Here is a 17,892-nt window from a genome sequence, read left to right on the forward strand (position 1 = left end):
CTTCTGTTATGACCTCACCAGCATTTGTCTTGACATTCTCGAATTTATCAAGAGGAAGATTTACAACCGCCGCAAAGGTCAAAGGTAGATAAATTGTTCTGTTTTTTCCATTTATTTTCACAATCTTTTGTTCTTTGTTTGCAACCTCTATCTTTATCTTTACCTTTCCAGACTTGCCTGCTAAATCTTGGGGTTTTATCTCTTTCCCATTTAAATAGTATTTGATTGAAACCTCAAATGGAAGCTCTTTTGAAATAGTGCCCTGATAAAACAAATCATTGGAATTTAACTTCCATGTGATATATTCTCCATCTTTTTGAGGACTTTCATCGCCCTTTAGATTTACTATATTTTCAAGCTCTGATTTGTCTTTTATTGTGACATTTGGGGTATCTGAGTGTATCCAGTCTGTGACTATCTGGCTTTTTACTCTGCCGCCAGCGTCCAAAATGACATATACTGTCTCTTTTTTGACAGCTGTATTAGCAAAAGCAGTAATGTTTGTGAACAAAAACACCACCGCAAGGATGAGAGAAATTAGTTTTAAAAAGCCTTTATTTCTCATCATTGTACTACACTTTCCCTCCTCTTCTCTTCACTTTATAACGTTTCATATTCTTCTGATGGCTTTACAGAAGCTTCTTTTGATCTCCAACCAAAAGTTGTTTTGGCAATTGCACCCTCAAAAAGAAGTAATAATGATGGCAGAACAAACAATATAACTACCATGCTTATAACTGCACCTCGTGAGAGCATCTCACACAGGCTTCTTATCATATCAATCTTTGCAATGAGTGCTACTGCCAATGTAGAAAATGCAAATGCCAGCGCACTTGTTACAACAGAGCGTGAAGATGTTTTTACAGCTATTTTTATAGCTTCAAATCTATCATGACCTTTTTGAATCTCTTCTCTAAATCTTGTTGTCATCAAGATTGCATAGTTAATAGCAGAACCAAGCTGGATTGTTCCAAGTACAATTGAGGCAATAAACGGTACTGTTACATTTGTGTAATACGGAATTGCTAAATTTATAAATATCGCAAGCTCAATCGCCAAAACCAAAATTATTGGAATTGAGATTGATTTGAATGTTATGAGTATTATCATAAATATTGCCAGGATAGAGATAAAATCTACTCTTTTCAGGTCTGTGTCTGCCATCTCAACAAGGTCTTTGGTCAATACACCTTCGCCTGTAACATATGAACGTTTAGAATATTTTTTGACTATTTGCTGTATTCTTTCTATCTGGGCATTTTCTTCATTTGTAGCTGATTTGTAAATGGAGTTTATCATTATGAGCTTGAAATTTCCTTTTTCAAAGTTCTCCTTGACAGACGATGGTATAAACTCATCTGGAATAGCCGGTCCCAAGATATCGTCAAATGCCAATACCTTTTCAACACCTTTGACCCTTTTTATCTCTTCACACATGTTTTTAATCTGATACTTTGGCACTGAACTGTCAACTAAAACCGTATGAGTTGTTGTCATGTTGTACTCTTTTTTAAGAAGGTCGGTTGCCTGCACAGATTTCATTGTCTTTGGCAAAGAATCTATGAGGTTGTAATATTCTTTGATGTTCACTCTGCCATAAATAGCTGGTATAAATGCAAGCAAAAATACAACAAAAAGCACTACATGGTATTTTGTTACAAACTCTGCTGTTTTAGAGAATGTTGGAAGGATATTTTTGAGTCTAAATTTGTGGATTGCCCTGTCAAATGTTAGAATCAAGGCAGGCAAAATTGTTACAGTTCCAATAACCCCGAGGAATACTCCTTTTGCCATAACTATGCCAATGTCTGCACCAATTCTTAGCCTCATCACACAGAGTGCCAAGAACCCTGCAATTGCAGTTGCAGCACTTGACAAGATTGCAACAAGAGTCTTTGAAATAGCCTCTGCCATTGCCTCTTCTTTTGAGTCAAACCTCTTTCTTTCCTCATCGTATCTGTGCATCAAAAATATTGAAAAGTCCATTGTAACACCAAGTTGCAAAACTGCAGCAAGTGATTTTGTAATGTATGATATCTCCCCTAAGAATTTATTTGTACCCAAGTTGTATATGATTGCCATCCCGATGCTTGTCAAAAACAGGATAGGTACAATAGGTGATTCCATCGTCAACAATAGAAGGATGAATATAAATATTACAGCAACAAGTACATACAAAGGAGTTTCTCTGTCCGACAAATCCCTTGTATCTTTTATAATTGCTGACATACCACTTAAAAAGCACTGAGCTGTGGCAATTTTCCTTATCTTTGATATTGCATTTTGAGTTTCAAGTGATGATGCTGAGTTTTTAAACTGGATAAGCAGAAGGGTTGAGTCTTTGCTATAAAACGTGTTTTTCAAAATATCCGGTAGCATCTCCTTTGGAATTGTTGGGTCTAAAAAATCGTCAATCCATATGACCTTTTCAACCCCATCAACATGCGAGATTTTACTCTTGAGCCTTTGAATACTTGATATGTTCATATCTCCTTTTACAATGAGCATTGAAAGTGCAGCTTGCTTAAATTCCTTATCCAAGATATCTTGCCCTTTTACTGATTCTAAATCCTTTGGAAGGTATGTGAGAATGTCATAATTGACCTTTGTAGTAACAAATCCATAGATTGATGGAATCAAAAGCAAAATTGCAATTGCTAAAACAAGTTTTCTGTGCTTTGCAACAAAAAGCCCAAACTTGTGCACAGCCGCATCATCTCCATTTAGATTTTGACTAATAGTCATGATTTATATTATAAACAAAATTGACCAATAGTCAATACATTAAATAAATTTTTGGGGTTGTAAAAACTTTTGGGTATATAATAAATAGCAGGAGGAAAAATTTTTGAGAAAAATAACATTTGTTCTGGAGGAGATAAGATGCTCTCAAACATTATTAACCAAGATTTTATAAAGCTTTTTCCAGCAGATACAGTAAAGCATGCTTTAGAACAAATGCAAAAAAGAAAGAAAAGCGTTGCGGTTGTTGTAAATGAAAATGACTTTCTGAAAGGAATTATAGTAAAAGCTGATATATACAGGTTCTTAAGTCAACCTGGGCACTTTGAAACATATCCTGTTGAGCTTGCAATGACAAAGGCGGTAATTACTGCTGATAAAAACGATGATATAAAACATGTTGCAAAGCTTTTGCGTGAAAATGACATCTCAGCTGTGCCTGTCTTAGACAATGGAAAAGTAATAGGGCTTGTAGGGCTTGAGGATATAGTTGATTACTTTATAAAAATGTAGTATTAAATATTCAAGTAAATTTTTAAAAATTGCAAAAAAATCTGTTGTGAAAAGGGGGCTAACAATTGCACCAGGGATTTGAAACAAAAAGGGTTATAATTGGCCCAGACGGTTTTAAAAAAGTAGTTGACATAACCGTATCAAAGAGAGTAAATTTGCCAACAGGACATATAGATTCTACTTCTTTAGCACAAATACCACCAGGCGGCAGTTTTGTGGCAAACGATGTTGAGTATTATGTGTTCCCTTGTGACACATTTGACTATGTTATGCATTATCTAAAGCGCCATACCCAGATTGTCTACCCGAAAGATGGGGCATACATACTCATGCGCCTTGATATAAACCCTGGAAAAAGAGTTGGTGAAGCAGGTACCGGCTCTGGAGCTTTCACTTTATATCTTTCAATGGCTGTAGGAAACGAAGGAAAAGTATATACCTACGAGCAAAGAGAGGAGTTTTATAAACTGGCAGAAAAGAACATTAAGGGCTTTTCAAAATTTGACAATGTCGTGATGCATAACAAATCAATCCTCGATGGAATAGAAGAAAAAGATTTGGATGCATTTTTCTTGGACATAAGAGAGCCAGAAGAAGCTATACCTGAAATCAGAAAAGCATTAAAGCCTGCAGGGCACGTAGGAATACTTGTACCTACAACAAATCAGGTTGCTGAAACCCTGAGAGCTTTAGAAGAACATAAGTTTTATGTATCTGAAGTTGTGGAGATTATGATGCGCCAGTACAAACCCGTGCCAGAAAGGCTCAGACCTGATGACAGGATGATAGGCCATACTGCTTATATGATCTTTGGAAGGAAAATTGGTGAGTAAAAACAAAGGGTTGGACAGTTTTTTCTGCCCAGCCCTTTTGTTTCTCAAAGAAAATTTCTTTGGACAAAGCGAAAAAAATCATTTAATTATTATGCTTTGCGCGCAGCTCCTTTATCTTTTCAATATCAAGCCCTGTTATCTCATGAATTTCCTCATCTGAATATCCTTTTACTATCATCTTTTCTGCTATCTCAAGCTCCTTTTTCTGCAGCCCTTGTTGCAACCCTTGTTGCAGCCCTTGTTGCAACCCTTGTTGCAGTCCTTGTTGCAGTCCTTGTTGCAGTCCTTGTTGCAGTCCATCCTGAATTCCTTTTTGAATTCCTTCGTGATACCACTCTTCTCTTATTTTTCTCAAATTTTGAAAAAGTGGCATTATACCTTCACCTCCTGTTATATATTCCAAAATATCTCTTGCTTCTTGTATCTTCTCTTCACCTAATTCCTTCAATGCAGCTGGCAAACATATCTTTAGGGTATTAATCTCTTTTTCTTTTGCACCTTGTAGATATTCATTTAAATCTAAAAACAATCTTTCTAACTCCTCACCTGTTCTCACCTTATTCAATTTTAATATTAAACTTAAAACATCTTTATATTTGAACACCATCTCTTCAAGATTATTTAAATCAATCAGTATGTATTCAAAATCTACTATATACTTTCCAAACATCTCAAAATTCATTATTCTCTCTTTCAAATTTACACTCGCTGTCCAAGGATTATCACCATCGTATAAAACTATTGGCACAACTGGTGGAAATTTAAAACTTTTATTTTTAAATTGATTTTTATCAAACTGCTTGAGCCAATCTCTCCAAATGTCGGTTATATAAAATAACAACCTCATAGCCATGTTATAATCAACTGTAGATTGGTGTTCAAACAAAATATAGAAAAAAACCTCTTCTTCTTGCAATCTTGCCTTGTACAAAAGATCACTTTCCTGTTCAGAAAAATCTGGCAATACATAGTTCTTATCCACCAGTTCAAGGTTTTCTTCTGTTAGTTCATTAAATATCTTCATCTTGCCAATTCTTTTCAAAAGTCTCAAAAATAGGCTTTTGTTTGAAAATATATATTTGTATTCAAGATCATTTACATTGTGAGGTAAATTATCACACATTAAATTCTCCCACATGAAGTGTTTTGTAATAATTATACCATAAATTATCTTAAAACTAAATACACTAAAAAAAGTAAGGCAATAACCATATTTTCTGGTAAGGCAAATATGATAGCACATGAAAATAAGGGAGGCTGTTTTTTTAGCTTAAAGACAGCCTCCCCAGAACAAGCACTTGACACTACTCTTACAAATTTGTCTTACTTTATCACATTAACCTTATAGAATGCATCCACGTTTTGTTTTGTTACAACCATCGTACCTGTATCGACGTATGGCGGAAGTGGATTTATACCAAACTTCTTCCAATTATCAACTGGATTAACAATACCATGTTTTAAGTAGAACAGGAATGTCATGCCCCAGAATCCCATGTTCCATGTACCCTGTGCAATTGATGCATCAATGACTCCTTGCTTTATGAGGTCAAGTGTCCCTTTGTCTGTGTCAAAGCTTACTATCTTAATCTTACCAACCTTGTTAGCCTCTTTGATGGCTGTTGCAACACCAACTCCACCGGGAGCATCTGTGCAGAATATTCCTTTGATGTTTGGATGAGCTTGGAGCATAGCTGCTACCCCTCTTGCTGCTTTTGTTGAGTCATTTTCGTCGTTGACAATTGAAACAACTTTGATACCAGGAAATTCTTTCTTGAGAGTATCAATAAATCCTTGTTTTCTCTGCTCATGGTTGAGCTGTGCAGCAACTGTTGAAATACCCACTTCACCTTTTCCGCCTAAAAGCTTTCCTAAGTATCTTGCAGCCATTGCACCTGCGTTATAGTTTCCTGTCTCCAAAACAGAATATCTAAGGGACTTTGGAGAGTCTGCGTCAAATGTTACTACAGGAATTCCTTTTTTGATTGCCTCATCAATTGGAGCTTTTAACGCATCCGGATTTGCACATGTAACTAAAATACCTGCAGGTTTTTTAGCAATAACCTGACGAAGAACAGTAACCTGTTGGTTTACATCAAACTGCGGTGCACCTGTGTAGATTGCTTTTACACCGTACAGGTCTGCTGCCGCCTTCATTCCTTTAAAGCAACCCTTCCAGTACTCAATACCAGAAGCAAAGGTCACCATGTAATACTCTTCTTTTGGACTTCCTTTTAGTTTTGGATTGCCACTGCTTGCCTGTGTGACATCCTTTGAATTTGGAACAAGCGCATAAGCCAAAGACACAATGAGTGCAATCGCAAGAAAAATTGAAAGGTACTTGTAAAAGTTCTTCTTCATAGCCTATCAAACCCTCCTCCAATTTTGTTTTTATTTATTTTAACCCCTGATGCCACCAAAGCTTTCCTCAGTGCAGGCAACAGGAGTTAAAACCACACTTTAACCTTGAAGCCTTTTAAGACTTTTTTTGATGTGTGAGATAGTCAATTGTAACAGCCGCAATCAAAATCACACCGCTGACCAAGTTTTGCCAGTAGACAGAGACGTTCAAAAGCACAAGCGCATTGTTGATGATTCCAACAAGGATTGTACCAAGGATTGCGCCAAGGACAGTGCCTTCGCCACCTGCAAGCGACGCTCCACCAATGACGCACGCAGAGATTGCGTTTAGCTCAGAACCGTTTCCAGCTGTTGGTGCAGCAACTGAAAACCTTGAGAGAGTAAATATTCCAGCAATTCCTGCCAGGATTGACATCAGAACATATACAGAGACCTTTACCTTTGGAACATTTATACCAGACAATTTTGCTGCATTTTCGTTGCTGCCTACATAGTACACAAGCCTAAACGGTGCAGATTTTCTCATCAAAAAATCAAACAGGATTATGAGAAGTATAAAGAACACAATGAAAAATGGAATCCCTAAAATCTTTCCCTGTCCTAAAAATTCAAATCCTTTGAGATTGCCATACAGTGCAAGTGGTGAACCTTGGGTCAAAACATAAGCAGCACCACGAGCTATTCCCATCATAGCCAGTGTAACAATTAAAGGTGGAATACCAACTCTTGCAATGAAATAACCATTGAAAAGCCCAATCAAAGCACAAACAATAAGTGCTATTAAGGACCCAACCCAGATATTAATACCGAAGCTTAAATAAAGCCCACCTGCTATGACAGCCGAAAGCCCCAGAACAGAACCAACAGAAAGATCTACGCCACCTGAGACAAGCACAATGGTCATACCTATTGCAAGAATTCCATCTGCTGCAAGACCCAAAGCTGTGGTTATAAGATTTTCTGCAGTCAAGAAGTTTGGGCTCAATATTGATATAATGGCGCTTATTACAATTATGATAAAAATCAAAGTTATTTCTCTAAACCCCATTAACTTTTTGAAAAAGCTCTTACTTGCTGCTTGATTTGAAGATTGTACTGACATCTCAATTCTTGCCTCCTTTTGCCCAGAATTATTTGTGTGCAGCAAGCTGCATGATGTTCTCTTCAGTGATTTTGTCGCCAGAAAGCTGGCCTGTTATTCTACCTTCTCTCATGACAAGAACTCTATCACACATTCCAATGATTTCTGGCATCTCAGATGAAATTAGAATAATTCCTATGCCACTGCTGGCAAGTTCCCTGAGCAAGTTATGTATCTCTGCCTTTGCGCCAACGTCTATTCCGCGCGTCGGCTCATCCAAAATCAAAATCCTCGGTTTTATAGCAAGCCATTTTGCTATCATCACCTTTTGCTGATTTCCACCAGAAAGACTCATAACAAGCTGAAGATATGAAGAAGTCTTTACATTGAGCTTTTTTACAAACTCCTGCACAAGTCCTATCTCCATATGCCTGTCAATCAAAAGTCCGTTGTAGTCATACTTAAGATAAATAGCCGAAACATTGTAGGCCACAGGAAGCTTTAGAAAAAGACCATACTGTTTTCTATCTTCTGTAACATATCCGATTTTATGCTGAATAGCATCTTCGAATGAGTTTATCTCAATCTTTTTCCCCTCAAGATAAATTTCTCCACCGCGGCGCGGTAAAATTCCGCAGATTGTCTGAGCAAGCTCAGTTCTTCCGCTTCCTACAAGCCCTGCAAAACCCAAAATTTCACCTTCGTGCAGGGAAAATGATACATTCTGGACCTTATCAGAGCTAATATTCTCTACTCTAAAAACTTCTCTGCCAATTTTATTGCTCTTTGGTGGGTACATTTCTTTGATTTCTCTTCCAACCATCAGGCTTACAACCTGGTCGGGATTTGTCTCAGCTGTATTTAGCGTTGTAATGTATCTTCCATCCCGAAGGACAGTGATTCTGTCTGCAAGCTCGAATATCTCACGCAGCCTGTGAGAGATGTAAAGAATGCTAATACCCTTAGATTTTAAATCCCTTATTATCTTAAACAAAACTTCTGCATCAGCCTCAGACAGAGCTGACGTTGGCTCATCTAAGATCAAAAGTTTACAGTTAAATGTAATCGCCTTTGCAATTTCAACTATCTGCTGCTGGGCAACATTCAAATCTGCTACTTTATCAGTGGGATTTATATTTACCTCATCAAAAAGCGCCAAAATCTCTTCAGACATTTTATTGAGTTTTTTGTAATCAACAACCTTGCCAGACTTTTGAGGAAGCCTTCCTATGTAGATATTCTCAGCAACAGTGAGGTGCGGGCAAAGTGCAAGTTCCTGGTGAACAATGCTGATACCAAGATTTTGTGCATCTCTTGGAGACCTTATACTGACCTTCTTGCCCTCAAGGTATATCTCACCTTTGTCTGGAAGAAGGCTTCCTGAAATGATGTTCATCAAAGTAGACTTTCCAGCACCGTTTTCGCCAACTACCGCATGAATCTCTGCCTTGTTTACTGAGAATGACACATCAGACAGCGCCACAGTGCCAGGAAATGTCTTTGTTATACCATTTAGCCTCAGTAGTTCAACAGATGCAGAATCCTTCACACAGGTTCACCTCGCTTTGTTTTAGCATTACAAACTTTTGGTTAATCAGGTGCATTGTTGATTTAATTTTGTGTCTTGTAATTATATATATTCTACATTCAAATCAAAAATCCTTCTTTTTTAATCAAAAATTTTTTATTTTTTTGAACGTTGTTATCAAAAGTGTTCACCATGTTGACAGACTTGATAAAATATAATACACTGATGGAAAGAAGGATATATAAAAGTTGTACGTGTACAACTTTTTTCAAAACCAAAAATGATACAATCGTAAAAGTGGTGAATATTAAATGCTTGTTGCTGAGAGGTTAAAGAAAATAAAAGAGATCCTGCTGCAAAAAAAACATGTTGACGTTGCAACACTTGCTGAGCTTTTGAATGTTTCTGAGGTGACAATAAGGCGGGATTTAGACAAGCTTGAGAGTGAAGGTTTTCTGATAAAAACCTATGGCGGTGCAATCTTGAAAGAAGAGGCAACAAAGCTCCTATCACCAATTATAGAAGAAAACTCAGAAAAAGAAGCAATTGCAAAGGTCTGTTCATACATGATTGAAGACAATCAGGCAATAATCTTAACAGGTGGTAATATATGTCGCCTTGTACCAAAGTATATAAAAGATAAAAAGAACATAATAGTTTTAACAAATGATCTTCTGGTGGCGTTGGAGTGTGGAAAACTTTCAATCCAAACAATTGTGACAGGCGGATACATTATTGGTAATACATTTATGTTAGCAGGGCCAATGCTTGTAAATCCTAATATGGACATATTTGTGGACAAGGCATTTATTGAGGTTGACGGAGTATCTTTAGAGCGCGGTTTTACCGTCAACAATGTTGAGTTTGCAAATGCATATAAGTATTTTAAGTCAATTGCCAAAGAAACAATTATTGTTGCTGACTCCTCCAAGTTTGATAAAATTTCACTTTTCCAAATTGCAAAGGTTGATGAAATCAAAAAGGTAATAAGCGACACAAATGTGCCTGATGAATATAAATCATTTTTCTTTGAAAACGGCACTCAGATATTTTGCAGTTTTGACTTTTCTGACCTTGAAAGAGAGGTTTGAAGCTGTTATGTCAATTGTCTTAGAAAATGTGTCAAAGAAGTTTGAAGAGTTTTACGCCCTAAAGAGAGTCAACCTTGAGTTTTTCGAGGGCGAAGTGCATGTAATATTAGGTAAAAACGGTTCTGGCAAAACTACTCTAACAAAGGTTATCAACGGAACATACCAGCCGTCTGAAGGAAAAGTTATACTAGATGGCAAGGCTTTTTCAAGCCTAAATCCGCTTTTGGCAAAGTCGCTTGGAATTTTCACCGTGCATCAGGAACTTTTGTACTTTCCGCACCTTTCTGTTGCAGAAAATATCTTCATTGAAAACAAGCCAAAAAATAGCCTTGGATTTATCAGCACTAAAAAGATGATAAAGCTCTCTTCAGAAATTCTTGCTAAAATGGGTGTTAGCATAAATCCAGAGGCAAGTTGCAAAAACCTTGGCACATCTCAACTTCAGGTGATAGAGATTTGTCGTGCACTTGTGCAAGATGCAAAGGCAATCATTTTCGATGAGCCAACAGCTGGCCTAACTTCCTATGAGATAGAAAACCTTTTTAGAATTATCAAGGATTTAAAACAAAAAGGAATCATCATAATATTTGTCACAAATATGGTAGAGGAAGCACTCTCCATTGCTGATAGAATAACAATATTGCGCGACGGCGAGGTTGTGGCATCCGATAAGGTAACAAGCTTTAATTTAAACAGAGCAATTTCTTTTATTTTTGGAAAAATAAATAGAACATATCCAAAGCTAAAAGTAGAAAAGGGACCGGTTATTTTTAGCGTCAAAAATTTAACAAAGTCTGGTATAATAGAGGACATATCGTTTGAGGTAAGAAGCGGTGAGGTGTACGTAATAGCAGGGCTTGTTGGCTCTGGAAGAAGTTTCTTGGCAAAAGCACTTTTTGGTGCTGAAAAGATAGACTCGGGAGAGATTTTTATTAAAGGAAATCTTTTGAAGCTTTCAAGCCCATCTGATGCAATCAAAAACGGCATTGCATTTATGAGCGAAGATAGGATTGGCACAGGACTTTTTAAGACTTTGAACATTGCAGATAATATCATCTCGTCTAATATTTGGAATATTGTAAATGGTTTTTTCATTGACTCATTACGTCAAGAGAAGATTGCAAATTTTTTTATAAAGCGGCTTGGGATAAAGCCAAAGGAAATTTCTCAAAAGATAGCAACTCTATCTGGAGGTAATCAGCAAAAGGTCTTGATTGCCAAGTGGTTATTTTCCCAGTCTTTGGTATTTATTCTTGATGAGCCAACAAAGGGTTTGGATTTGGCATCTAAGGTTGAGGTGTATAACATCATAAACGAGCTTGCGCGAATTGGCTGTGCAATAATTTTCATCTCCTCTGAATTTTCAGAGCTAATTGGCATGTGCGACAGGATTTTGGTTTTGAGAGAAGGCAAAAAAGTTCATGAGTTTTCAAAGAAGGAAATGGATTATGATAGAATTTTAAAAAGTGCAATGGGAATTTTAGAAAGCAAATAACAAAAAATCTTGATGGTATACACCACCAAGATTAAAACTTTTCACTCTTCATTGTCATATTGCGGCATAGGATGATAAGGATGAGGTTTTTCTTTCTTTATTATAGTTGCCTTAAACTCTCTTATCATATCAAGCTTTTTGATTATGATATTTTGTTTTTGAATGAGCTTTTCTAAAATCTCTGCAACAAGTTTTTGAAGACTAAGTAGCTGTGAAAAATCCTCAGCTTTCGGAAGATCATGGCTTGCAACAACTCTTTTTATCTTCTCAGCCTCAGCGTTCATAAGATTTGCAATAGCCATCTCTTCTTTTGCAATGGACTCTAAAATCTCATTTATAATTTCATCCCTTGGCTTTCTGACAAACTCTGGACCACTCAAAGCTATCATCACTTCCTTACTTTACAGACTTGCACTTGGCAGTTATCAACACTAAAAAGCATCCTTTGATTCTTCTTTTGTCTACTACCTCAAGATCAGCCCACTCAATATACATCTTAACATCGCAGCAGCCACAAAAGCTTTTGTGAGCCTCTTCCAAGCATTTGATGTTTATAAAAGCATCAACATCGTGGCATAAATGTACATTGTGAACAGATTGCTGTGGATTTGCAGCCGTGTACATCACATTTAAGTTTATTGTACCTGTGACAACTATTTTGTCACCAAGCGGCCCACAGATTAGCTTGCACTTTTTTCTTGTAATTTGCATCACTACCGACGAAAAATCTTCTATCTCTGGCTTTGACTCTGGAATTTCAAACTCTGCCTTTGTCAGCACTTGTTTATAAACGTGTGTCTTTTTTACATCGTCATACTCATGTGGCTCAATTATCCCTAAGTATGCACAACCTTTTTGTATTTCCATCTTTTCCTATAGACCTTTTTAACATTGTTCTAATGTTGATTTTATGGCAACTTCTCCTATTTTATGATACTAAATTTAGCCAAGTACAGTTGATAGCGCAGCATTTAATGTTGCCCAGATGAAAAGGACTGTGCATTTTTCAATTGTTCTTGGGTCAAGAAGTGATACTGTCACATCTTCAATCAGCACGTTGGGTTTTCCAACCAAAACATCGTTTAAAGTGATGCCCAATGTCTGCAGAAGCTGTAATGTGTTTGTACCAGCAGGAAGATTAAGCGGCACTTCAATGAATGTGCAAAATGGCTCGACATACAAAACTGAGTGAACAGACTGCTCTGGGACATTGGCTGTGTATATGATCTTTTGTTTGAGCTCACCATCAACAACAATTTTCAGTCCAACAGGTGTTGGAATTACTCTTGAGTCTGTAACCTTTGCTTCAATCAAAACTGTGTTTATTTGCTCAACATCAGGTTTTTCCTGAGGAATTGTAAGTTTTTCTTCTACAATATATTCTGTGTTAGGATTTGTCGGAAGTAAAGTTGGAAAGCTTGACGCATCAGCAATTCCGATTATGTCAACAAAATTTCTAAGCATTCTTTCTCACACCTCCATAAAATCAATTGTTCTAAGCTGGCAAGTAGGTTGCCAATAGCGCGTTTACTCTTACCCATGCAAAAAGTATTGCACATTTTTTGGCTTTTCTTGTGTCAATCTGGGATATAGAAAAGTCTTCTATAATGATATTTGGTGGTGCGCTGATTACATCATCCAAGGTAATTCCAAGGGTTTGTAAAAGGTTTAGCACATTCTGACCAGTTGGAAGATTGAGTGGTATATCTATAAAGTTGCAAAAGCCTGTTATAAACATTGCTGAGTGAATAGACTGTGTAGGTTCATTTGCAACATATGTTATCTTTTGCTTAAGTTCACCTTCGATAATTACTTTTAGCCCGGTTGGTGTTGCAATTGCATAGTAGTTTTTTATACTTGCCTCTACCATAACAGATACAATTTGCTCCATCTCAGGCTTTTCTGCAGGTATTGTAACTTGTTCTTCTACCTCGAACTGGTTGTATCTGTCAAGAGTTGTAAGTGTGGGAAACTCAGATACATTTGCAACCCCTTCGATACTGATAAAGTTTTTGAGCATCAAACCATCATCTCCGTTTTTAGTGTGTTTACATAAGCATAATATGAAATGGAGCAAAAATGTGTGATAGGAATTTTTAGAAGAAAGAGGGGACAGTATGAGGTTAAAATGATTCCTCAAGGTCTCGTTGCAAATAACAAAAACAATATAAAAGAGCAACCACAAAATTGCGGTTGCTCAAGACAAAAACTTAAATTAGGCTTATTGCTCATTATCCACCTCAAAAATCTCACCTTCCCAGTTTCTAAAAACCACTTTGTCTTTGCCAAAGTAAAGAAGATAATTTGGCAAAATTGGGGTTTTTCCTTTGCCTTTTGGAGCATTTATGATGTATGTGGGAATTGCCATGCCTGAGGTTCTTCCTCTGAGGCTCTCAATAATCTCCATGCCTTCCTCAATTGTCACCCAAAAGTGCGAGGTTCCTTTTACTCTTTTTGGATGAAAGATATAATATGGCTTTACTCTGATTTTTAAAAGCTCTTGATTGAGCTTTCGAACAACAAACTTGTCGTTATTGACCCCATTTAGCAGTACCATTTGGTTGCCAAGGGGAACTCCTGCGTCAGATAACATCTCGCAAGCTCTTTTTGATTCTTTTGTTATCTCACGTGGGTGGTTAAAGTGGGTGTTTATATAAATTGGATGATATTTCTTTAGCATATCAACAAGATCTTTTGTAATTCTTTGTGGCAATGTCACGGGTGCTCGTGTGCCAATTCGGATTATCTCAACATGAGGTATTTGCCTAAGTAGCCTTAAAATCCACTCTAAAATCTCATCAGAAAGCATCAGGGCATCGCCGCCTGTGATAAGTACATCTCGAATGTGCGGGTTATGTGCCACATACTCTATTGCATCTGTAATATCGTCTAAGGATGCGTGTGTATCAGTCTCGCCAATCAGCCTTCTTCGCTGGCAAAATCTGCAAAACATCCCACATATGTTTGTGACTTTTATTATCAGCCTGTCTGGATAGCGCTGTGTAATAATCTTTGTAGGTGATGTGTTCTCTTCGTCCATTGGGTCAAGCTCGCCTTTTTCTATCAGCTCTAAGCTGCTTGGAACAGATTGTTTTTTTATTGGGCAGCTTGGTTCATTTGGGTCAATTAGCGACAAATAGTAAGGTGAGATTGCAAAGCGATAAATCTTTGCTACTTCTTCTATTTGCTGTGCTTCTTTTTCATCAAGGTTTAGAAGATCTTTTAATATTTTGGCTGAGGTAATTCTATTTTTCAGCTGCCATTTATAATTTTCCCAATCCTTTTCACTTGCACCAAAGTAAGAAAGTATCTTTTTCTTTTGATATTCAATCTTTTCCTCATCCTCTATGCCCGTTTTGATTGTGTCTTTGACCTCTAAGTAGTCTTGAATTGTTTCTTTTAGCTTCTCGAACCTTTCTCTGTTGTTAACAACATCTAACCTTTCCATTTGCCAAATAACCTCCTTTCAAAATCTTGTCGCACAAGTTATCTAACAAAAATAAAAGCAGCCAAACTCCATAACCTCGGAATTTGGCTGCTTTGAAATCAAAGGCAAAAGAACGCCTTCTTTTGCGCCTATTAAAAGGCGTAAAACCTCTTTTGCCTCCCCTTTCAAAGCTTCCGAGGTTAGCTGACGGGTTCGGGCCGAAAGGGTTAGCCCTACAGAAGCCTTTGGCTTCTGATTCACCCCGAGAAAAATTGGGTCCCCCGTATCCCAGGTCTTTTCCCCTGGGAATTCAGCTTTTTAAAAGGAGTGCTATATTTTATATTTATTTTTATATTTTCGGTCTCTACTTTTTATAAATATCCCCTCTTGGACCTATCTCATAGATGTAAACTGTAAGCTGCTCTTTTTCCACCCTATATATTATCCTTAAATCACCTTCTTTGTATCTGTAAAACCCTTCTAATTTGCCATGCAATGGTCTGATTTTAGAGGAACAAAATGGATTCTGTGATAATTCTTCTTCTAAAATAGTTACAATCCTTTTTTTGATATTTTGAGGTAACTTCTGCAGATATTTATATGCATTTTTAGAAAGAATTATGTTGAATTTGTCGGATATTCCCATTTAATACCGCCACCTGATTTAAACTCTTCCTCTGCTTCTTTTAATCTATCCATAAGTTCATCATCAAGACAGATTTCAGCAGTTTCTGCCCATTCAATTAATATATCTTTTAATCTTGCAGGGAATAAATCAAAAGGTATATCTTTTAAGGCATCTAACAAGGAAATAACAAAGGAGAGGAGATTTTCCTTTGTTTCAGTTTCTAAATATTTTTTAATCAATTCTATTTTTGCTTCAATATTTTGCACGTCTGATTCTACAATGTGAATTTTCATTTTTTTTCTTGAAATCAATTTTATACACCTCAAAGAACTAAATTAAATTCTCTTGGTTTTAATTATACCACATTTGAAGCTCTATTAACAATCTTTTAAAGTTTAAAGTTTTTCAACATAAGCTTTGCTGTAAATATCTTGAAATATGTGGTTTTTTCATGGTATTATTAAATAAGATTTTTATGTGGAGTTGAAGCGGCAGTGTTGAATGTAGATAATAAACTCCCTGAGCTTATTAATTTTTTTAAAGCGCGAGATGATATAGTAGCTGTTTGGATAGTAGGTTCGTATGGTACAAAATATCAAACAGAAAATAGTGATATTGACCTTGCGATTTTATTTTCTAAAGAAATTAGCTTTTTTGATGAACTGGATTTAGAAGTGCAGATATCTGACATTCTTCAAACAGACAAAGTGGACATTATAAACCTTAACAAAGCACCGCTAACCTTACAGTTTAAAACTATCAGTGAAGGAAAAGAAATAATTAAAAAAGACCCCGTCAAAGTAGCAGATTTTGAGGAGATAGTTCTGGATTTGTATCAAGATCATGAGTACTTTTACAGGAAATTCTACGAAGAATTAAAGGAAAGAAATCATCATGCTATTTAATATAGATGAAATAGAATTGTTCATTTGTATTTTGAGGTTGATAATTTAGCCCTGTTTGAGATACTTCAAAACAATCTTAGTGACTTTGATAAATTTATAGATGAAATCACTGAAAAGCTTATGTTATAAAATGGAGCGCTATTAAAAATTGTTTAAAGGAGGATCTATTTATGGTGGTTGACATATTGCTGATAATAATCCTGTTGCTTGTCTTTATATTACCTTTCATTTTTCGTAAAATTGAGCACAATTTGGAGCTATTTTTGCTTGTAATGGGTATCTTAGCAACTGTGGTTTCTAAAACTTTATCATTTCACCTTCTGGGACATGTATTTAGCAATTATCTTCTTTATCTTGTTACCGGTGTTGTTCTTGTTATGGGTTTTGTGTTTAACCTCACAGTCAGCAAACTTAAAACTGTAATAAATTCTATTTTGAGTAGAATTAAAATAGAGGCCTTTGTATCTCTTGTAATTTTATTTCTTGGGCTTATATCAAGCATTATCACTGCAATTGTTGCCACACTGATACTTGTTGAAATAATACACCTTCTGCCCATGAAACACAAAACAAAGGTTAAAGTAGCAATAATAGGCTGCTTTTCTATCGGATTTGGTGCAGCTTTAACTCCAGTTGGAGAGCCACTTTCAACAATTGTTGTAAGTTCGTTGAATGCCGAATTTTTGTATATACTTAAAAATCTTGGAATTTATATAATACCCACAATAATTATCTTATCACTTTTAAGCTATTTTATCCTGCTTTATGAAAGAAAAAAAGGGTGTATTCTATCAACCTATGAAGAGCTTCTCACAGAAGAAAAGGCTATTGTGAAAGCCGAAGAGAGAGCCATTTTAGATCTTGAGGCAAGGAAGGATATAATGCTGCGTGCTGGCAAAATTTTTATGTTTATAGTTGCATTGGAACTGTTGGGCAGTGGTTTTAAGCCTTTCATTGATAAATATGTTGTAAAACTAGGAGACAAACTCCTATTTTGGATAAACATCATCTCAGCAGCCCTCGACAATGCAACCGTTGCAGCTGCTGAGATCACACCAAGCCTTTCAACTGGCCAAATTAAAGCAATACTTTTAAGCCTTCTTGCAAGTGGCGGTATTTTAATTCAAGGTGATATTCCAAACATAATTGCGGCAAATAAACTTGAAATAAAGAGTAAGGAATGGGTAAAGCTGGGACTGCCACTGGGATTAATTTCCCTTCTTGCATTCTACCTACTTCTTTTTGTAGTTTAAATGGAAAAAGAAATAGTTTAAAAAACATAGGGGCT

Annotated in this window: 19 protein-coding genes, 1 pseudogene and 1 riboswitch; of the genes and pseudogenes, 7 read left to right on the forward strand and 13 right to left on the reverse strand. The window is 36.4% G+C overall.

What is annotated here, in order from left to right:
- Positions 1-568: pseudogene (locus H964_RS10335) on the reverse strand (hypothetical protein); the annotation flags it as partial.
- 32 nt (positions 569-600) lie between these two features.
- On the reverse strand, positions 601-2,706 hold the full coding sequence (locus tag H964_RS10340) for an efflux RND transporter permease subunit (protein WP_039767397.1): 2,106 nt from the start codon (positions 2,704-2,706) through the stop codon (positions 601-603).
- A 177-nt stretch (positions 2,707-2,883) separates the two neighbouring features.
- On the opposite strand from H964_RS10340, the gene H964_RS10345 reads away from it, so the two are divergent.
- Both H964_RS10345 and H964_RS10350 read left to right on the forward strand, forming a co-directional pair.
- Positions 2,884-3,255, forward strand: a complete 372-nt coding sequence (locus H964_RS10345; protein ID WP_039767400.1) for a CBS domain-containing protein — start codon at positions 2,884-2,886, stop codon at positions 3,253-3,255.
- 65 nt (positions 3,256-3,320) lie between these two features.
- The gene (locus H964_RS10350; RefSeq protein WP_039767401.1) at positions 3,321-4,088 is read left to right on the forward strand and encodes a tRNA (adenine-N1)-methyltransferase; all 768 of its coding nucleotides are present in this window, start codon (positions 3,321-3,323) and stop codon (positions 4,086-4,088) included.
- An 82-nt stretch (positions 4,089-4,170) separates the two neighbouring features.
- Here the strand turns inward: H964_RS10350 and H964_RS10355 are convergent, their stop codons facing one another.
- The 4 genes from H964_RS10355 to H964_RS10370 all read right to left on the reverse strand — a co-directional run bounded on the left by H964_RS10355 (position 4,171) and on the right by H964_RS10370 (position 9,079).
- Positions 4,171-5,211, reverse strand: a complete 1,041-nt coding sequence (locus H964_RS10355; protein ID WP_039767403.1) for an Rpn family recombination-promoting nuclease/putative transposase — start codon at positions 5,209-5,211, stop codon at positions 4,171-4,173.
- A gap of 200 nt (positions 5,212-5,411) precedes the next feature.
- Positions 5,412-6,449: a substrate-binding domain-containing protein gene (locus tag H964_RS10360; RefSeq protein ID WP_039767405.1), complete on the reverse strand. Its 1,038-nt coding sequence runs from the start codon at positions 6,447-6,449 to the stop codon at positions 5,412-5,414.
- A 115-nt stretch (positions 6,450-6,564) separates the two neighbouring features.
- A complete protein-coding gene (locus H964_RS10365; protein WP_039767572.1) occupies positions 6,565-7,551 on the reverse strand; it encodes an ABC transporter permease in 987 nt (328 codons plus the stop codon).
- A gap of 28 nt (positions 7,552-7,579) precedes the next feature.
- A complete protein-coding gene (locus H964_RS10370; RefSeq protein ID WP_039767407.1) occupies positions 7,580-9,079 on the reverse strand; it encodes a sugar ABC transporter ATP-binding protein in 1,500 nt (499 codons plus the stop codon).
- 290 nt (positions 9,080-9,369) lie between these two features.
- Here H964_RS10370 and H964_RS10375 point away from each other — a divergent pair, with 290 nt between their 5' ends.
- Together H964_RS10375 and H964_RS10380 are read left to right on the forward strand one after the other, a co-directional pair.
- The gene (locus H964_RS10375; protein WP_039767408.1) at positions 9,370-10,149 is read left to right on the forward strand and encodes a DeoR/GlpR family DNA-binding transcription regulator; all 780 of its coding nucleotides are present in this window, start codon (positions 9,370-9,372) and stop codon (positions 10,147-10,149) included.
- A 7-nt stretch (positions 10,150-10,156) separates the two neighbouring features.
- On the forward strand, positions 10,157-11,644 hold the full coding sequence (locus H964_RS10380) for a sugar ABC transporter ATP-binding protein (protein ID WP_039767410.1): 1,488 nt from the start codon (positions 10,157-10,159) through the stop codon (positions 11,642-11,644).
- Between the two features lie 41 nt (positions 11,645-11,685).
- On the opposite strand, the gene H964_RS10385 is transcribed toward H964_RS10380, so the two are convergent.
- The 7 genes from H964_RS10385 to H964_RS10420 form a co-directional block, all read right to left on the reverse strand.
- Entirely contained in the window at positions 11,686-12,033 is a 348-nt protein-coding gene (locus H964_RS10385) for a hypothetical protein (protein ID WP_011915850.1), read from the reverse strand.
- Between the two features lie 7 nt (positions 12,034-12,040).
- Positions 12,041-12,511, reverse strand: a complete 471-nt coding sequence (locus tag H964_RS10390) for an SPOCS domain-containing protein (RefSeq protein WP_039767412.1) — start codon at positions 12,509-12,511, stop codon at positions 12,041-12,043.
- 75 nt (positions 12,512-12,586) lie between these two features.
- Entirely contained in the window at positions 12,587-13,108 is a 522-nt protein-coding gene (locus tag H964_RS10395) for a DUF3794 domain-containing protein (protein WP_039767414.1), read from the reverse strand.
- Positions 13,109-13,139: 31 nt separating this feature from the next.
- Positions 13,140-13,664 (reverse strand): DUF3794 domain-containing protein, encoded by a 525-nt coding sequence (locus H964_RS10400; RefSeq protein WP_039767416.1) that lies wholly within the window; start codon positions 13,662-13,664, stop codon positions 13,140-13,142.
- 201 nt (positions 13,665-13,865) lie between these two features.
- A complete protein-coding gene (gene eam, locus H964_RS10405) occupies positions 13,866-15,092 on the reverse strand; it encodes a glutamate 2,3-aminomutase (protein ID WP_039767418.1) in 1,227 nt (408 codons plus the stop codon).
- Between the two features lie 153 nt (positions 15,093-15,245).
- Positions 15,246-15,397: riboswitch (cyclic di-AMP (ydaO/yuaA leader) on the reverse strand.
- A gap of 38 nt (positions 15,398-15,435) precedes the next feature.
- The gene (locus H964_RS10415; protein WP_039767422.1) at positions 15,436-15,717 is read right to left on the reverse strand and encodes a type II toxin-antitoxin system RelE family toxin; all 282 of its coding nucleotides are present in this window, start codon (positions 15,715-15,717) and stop codon (positions 15,436-15,438) included.
- The gene (locus tag H964_RS10420) at positions 15,690-16,010 is read right to left on the reverse strand and encodes a hypothetical protein (protein WP_039767424.1); all 321 of its coding nucleotides are present in this window, start codon (positions 16,008-16,010) and stop codon (positions 15,690-15,692) included. The genes H964_RS10415 and H964_RS10420 overlap by 28 nt, the downstream gene beginning before the upstream one ends.
- A 183-nt stretch (positions 16,011-16,193) precedes the next feature.
- Here H964_RS10420 and mntA point away from each other — a divergent pair, with 183 nt between their 5' ends.
- From mntA to H964_RS10430, 3 genes are read left to right on the forward strand one after another with little or no spacing between them, the layout of a single operon-like run.
- Positions 16,194-16,604, forward strand: a complete 411-nt coding sequence (gene mntA, locus H964_RS10425; protein WP_039767426.1) for a type VII toxin-antitoxin system MntA family adenylyltransferase antitoxin — start codon at positions 16,194-16,196, stop codon at positions 16,602-16,604.
- A 15-nt stretch (positions 16,605-16,619) separates the two neighbouring features.
- The gene (locus H964_RS12440) at positions 16,620-16,733 is read left to right on the forward strand and encodes a HepT-like ribonuclease domain-containing protein (RefSeq protein ID WP_307189060.1); all 114 of its coding nucleotides are present in this window, start codon (positions 16,620-16,622) and stop codon (positions 16,731-16,733) included.
- Positions 16,734-16,777: 44 nt separating this feature from the next.
- The gene (locus H964_RS10430) at positions 16,778-17,857 is read left to right on the forward strand and encodes a DUF1646 family protein (RefSeq protein WP_039767574.1); all 1,080 of its coding nucleotides are present in this window, start codon (positions 16,778-16,780) and stop codon (positions 17,855-17,857) included.
- The last annotated feature ends 35 nt before the right edge of the window (positions 17,858-17,892 follow it).

Origin of the sequence: Caldicellulosiruptor sp. F32, assembly GCF_000404025.1 — a bacterium.
Taxonomy (GTDB): domain Bacteria; phylum Bacillota; class Thermoanaerobacteria; order Caldicellulosiruptorales; family Caldicellulosiruptoraceae; genus Caldicellulosiruptor; species Caldicellulosiruptor saccharolyticus.

Excerpts from the sequence above, each read along its gene's own strand:
- H964_RS10415 (WP_039767422.1), bottom strand. The coding sequence starts at position 15,717 with ATGGGAATATCCGACAAATTCAACATAATTCTTTCTAAAAATGCATAT.
- H964_RS10355 (WP_039767403.1), bottom strand. The coding sequence starts at position 5,211 with ATGTGTGATAATTTACCTCACAATGTAAATGATCTTGAATACAAATAT.
- H964_RS10395 (WP_039767414.1), bottom strand. The coding sequence starts at position 13,108 with ATGCTTAGAAATTTTGTTGACATAATCGGAATTGCTGATGCGTCAAGC.
- H964_RS10365 (WP_039767572.1), bottom strand. The coding sequence starts at position 7,551 with ATGTCAGTACAATCTTCAAATCAAGCAGCAAGTAAGAGCTTTTTCAAA.
- H964_RS10380 (WP_039767410.1), top strand. The coding sequence starts at position 10,157 with ATGTCAATTGTCTTAGAAAATGTGTCAAAGAAGTTTGAAGAGTTTTAC.
- H964_RS10390 (WP_039767412.1), bottom strand. The coding sequence starts at position 12,511 with ATGGAAATACAAAAAGGTTGTGCATACTTAGGGATAATTGAGCCACAT.
- H964_RS10400 (WP_039767416.1), bottom strand. The coding sequence starts at position 13,664 with ATGCTCAAAAACTTTATCAGTATCGAAGGGGTTGCAAATGTATCTGAG.
- H964_RS10360 (WP_039767405.1), bottom strand. The coding sequence starts at position 6,449 with ATGAAGAAGAACTTTTACAAGTACCTTTCAATTTTTCTTGCGATTGCA.
- H964_RS10385 (WP_011915850.1), bottom strand. The coding sequence starts at position 12,033 with ATGATAGCTTTGAGTGGTCCAGAGTTTGTCAGAAAGCCAAGGGATGAA.
- eam (WP_039767418.1), bottom strand. The coding sequence starts at position 15,092 with ATGGAAAGGTTAGATGTTGTTAACAACAGAGAAAGGTTCGAGAAGCTA.
- H964_RS10345 (WP_039767400.1), top strand. The coding sequence starts at position 2,884 with ATGCTCTCAAACATTATTAACCAAGATTTTATAAAGCTTTTTCCAGCA.
- H964_RS10375 (WP_039767408.1), top strand. The coding sequence starts at position 9,370 with ATGCTTGTTGCTGAGAGGTTAAAGAAAATAAAAGAGATCCTGCTGCAA.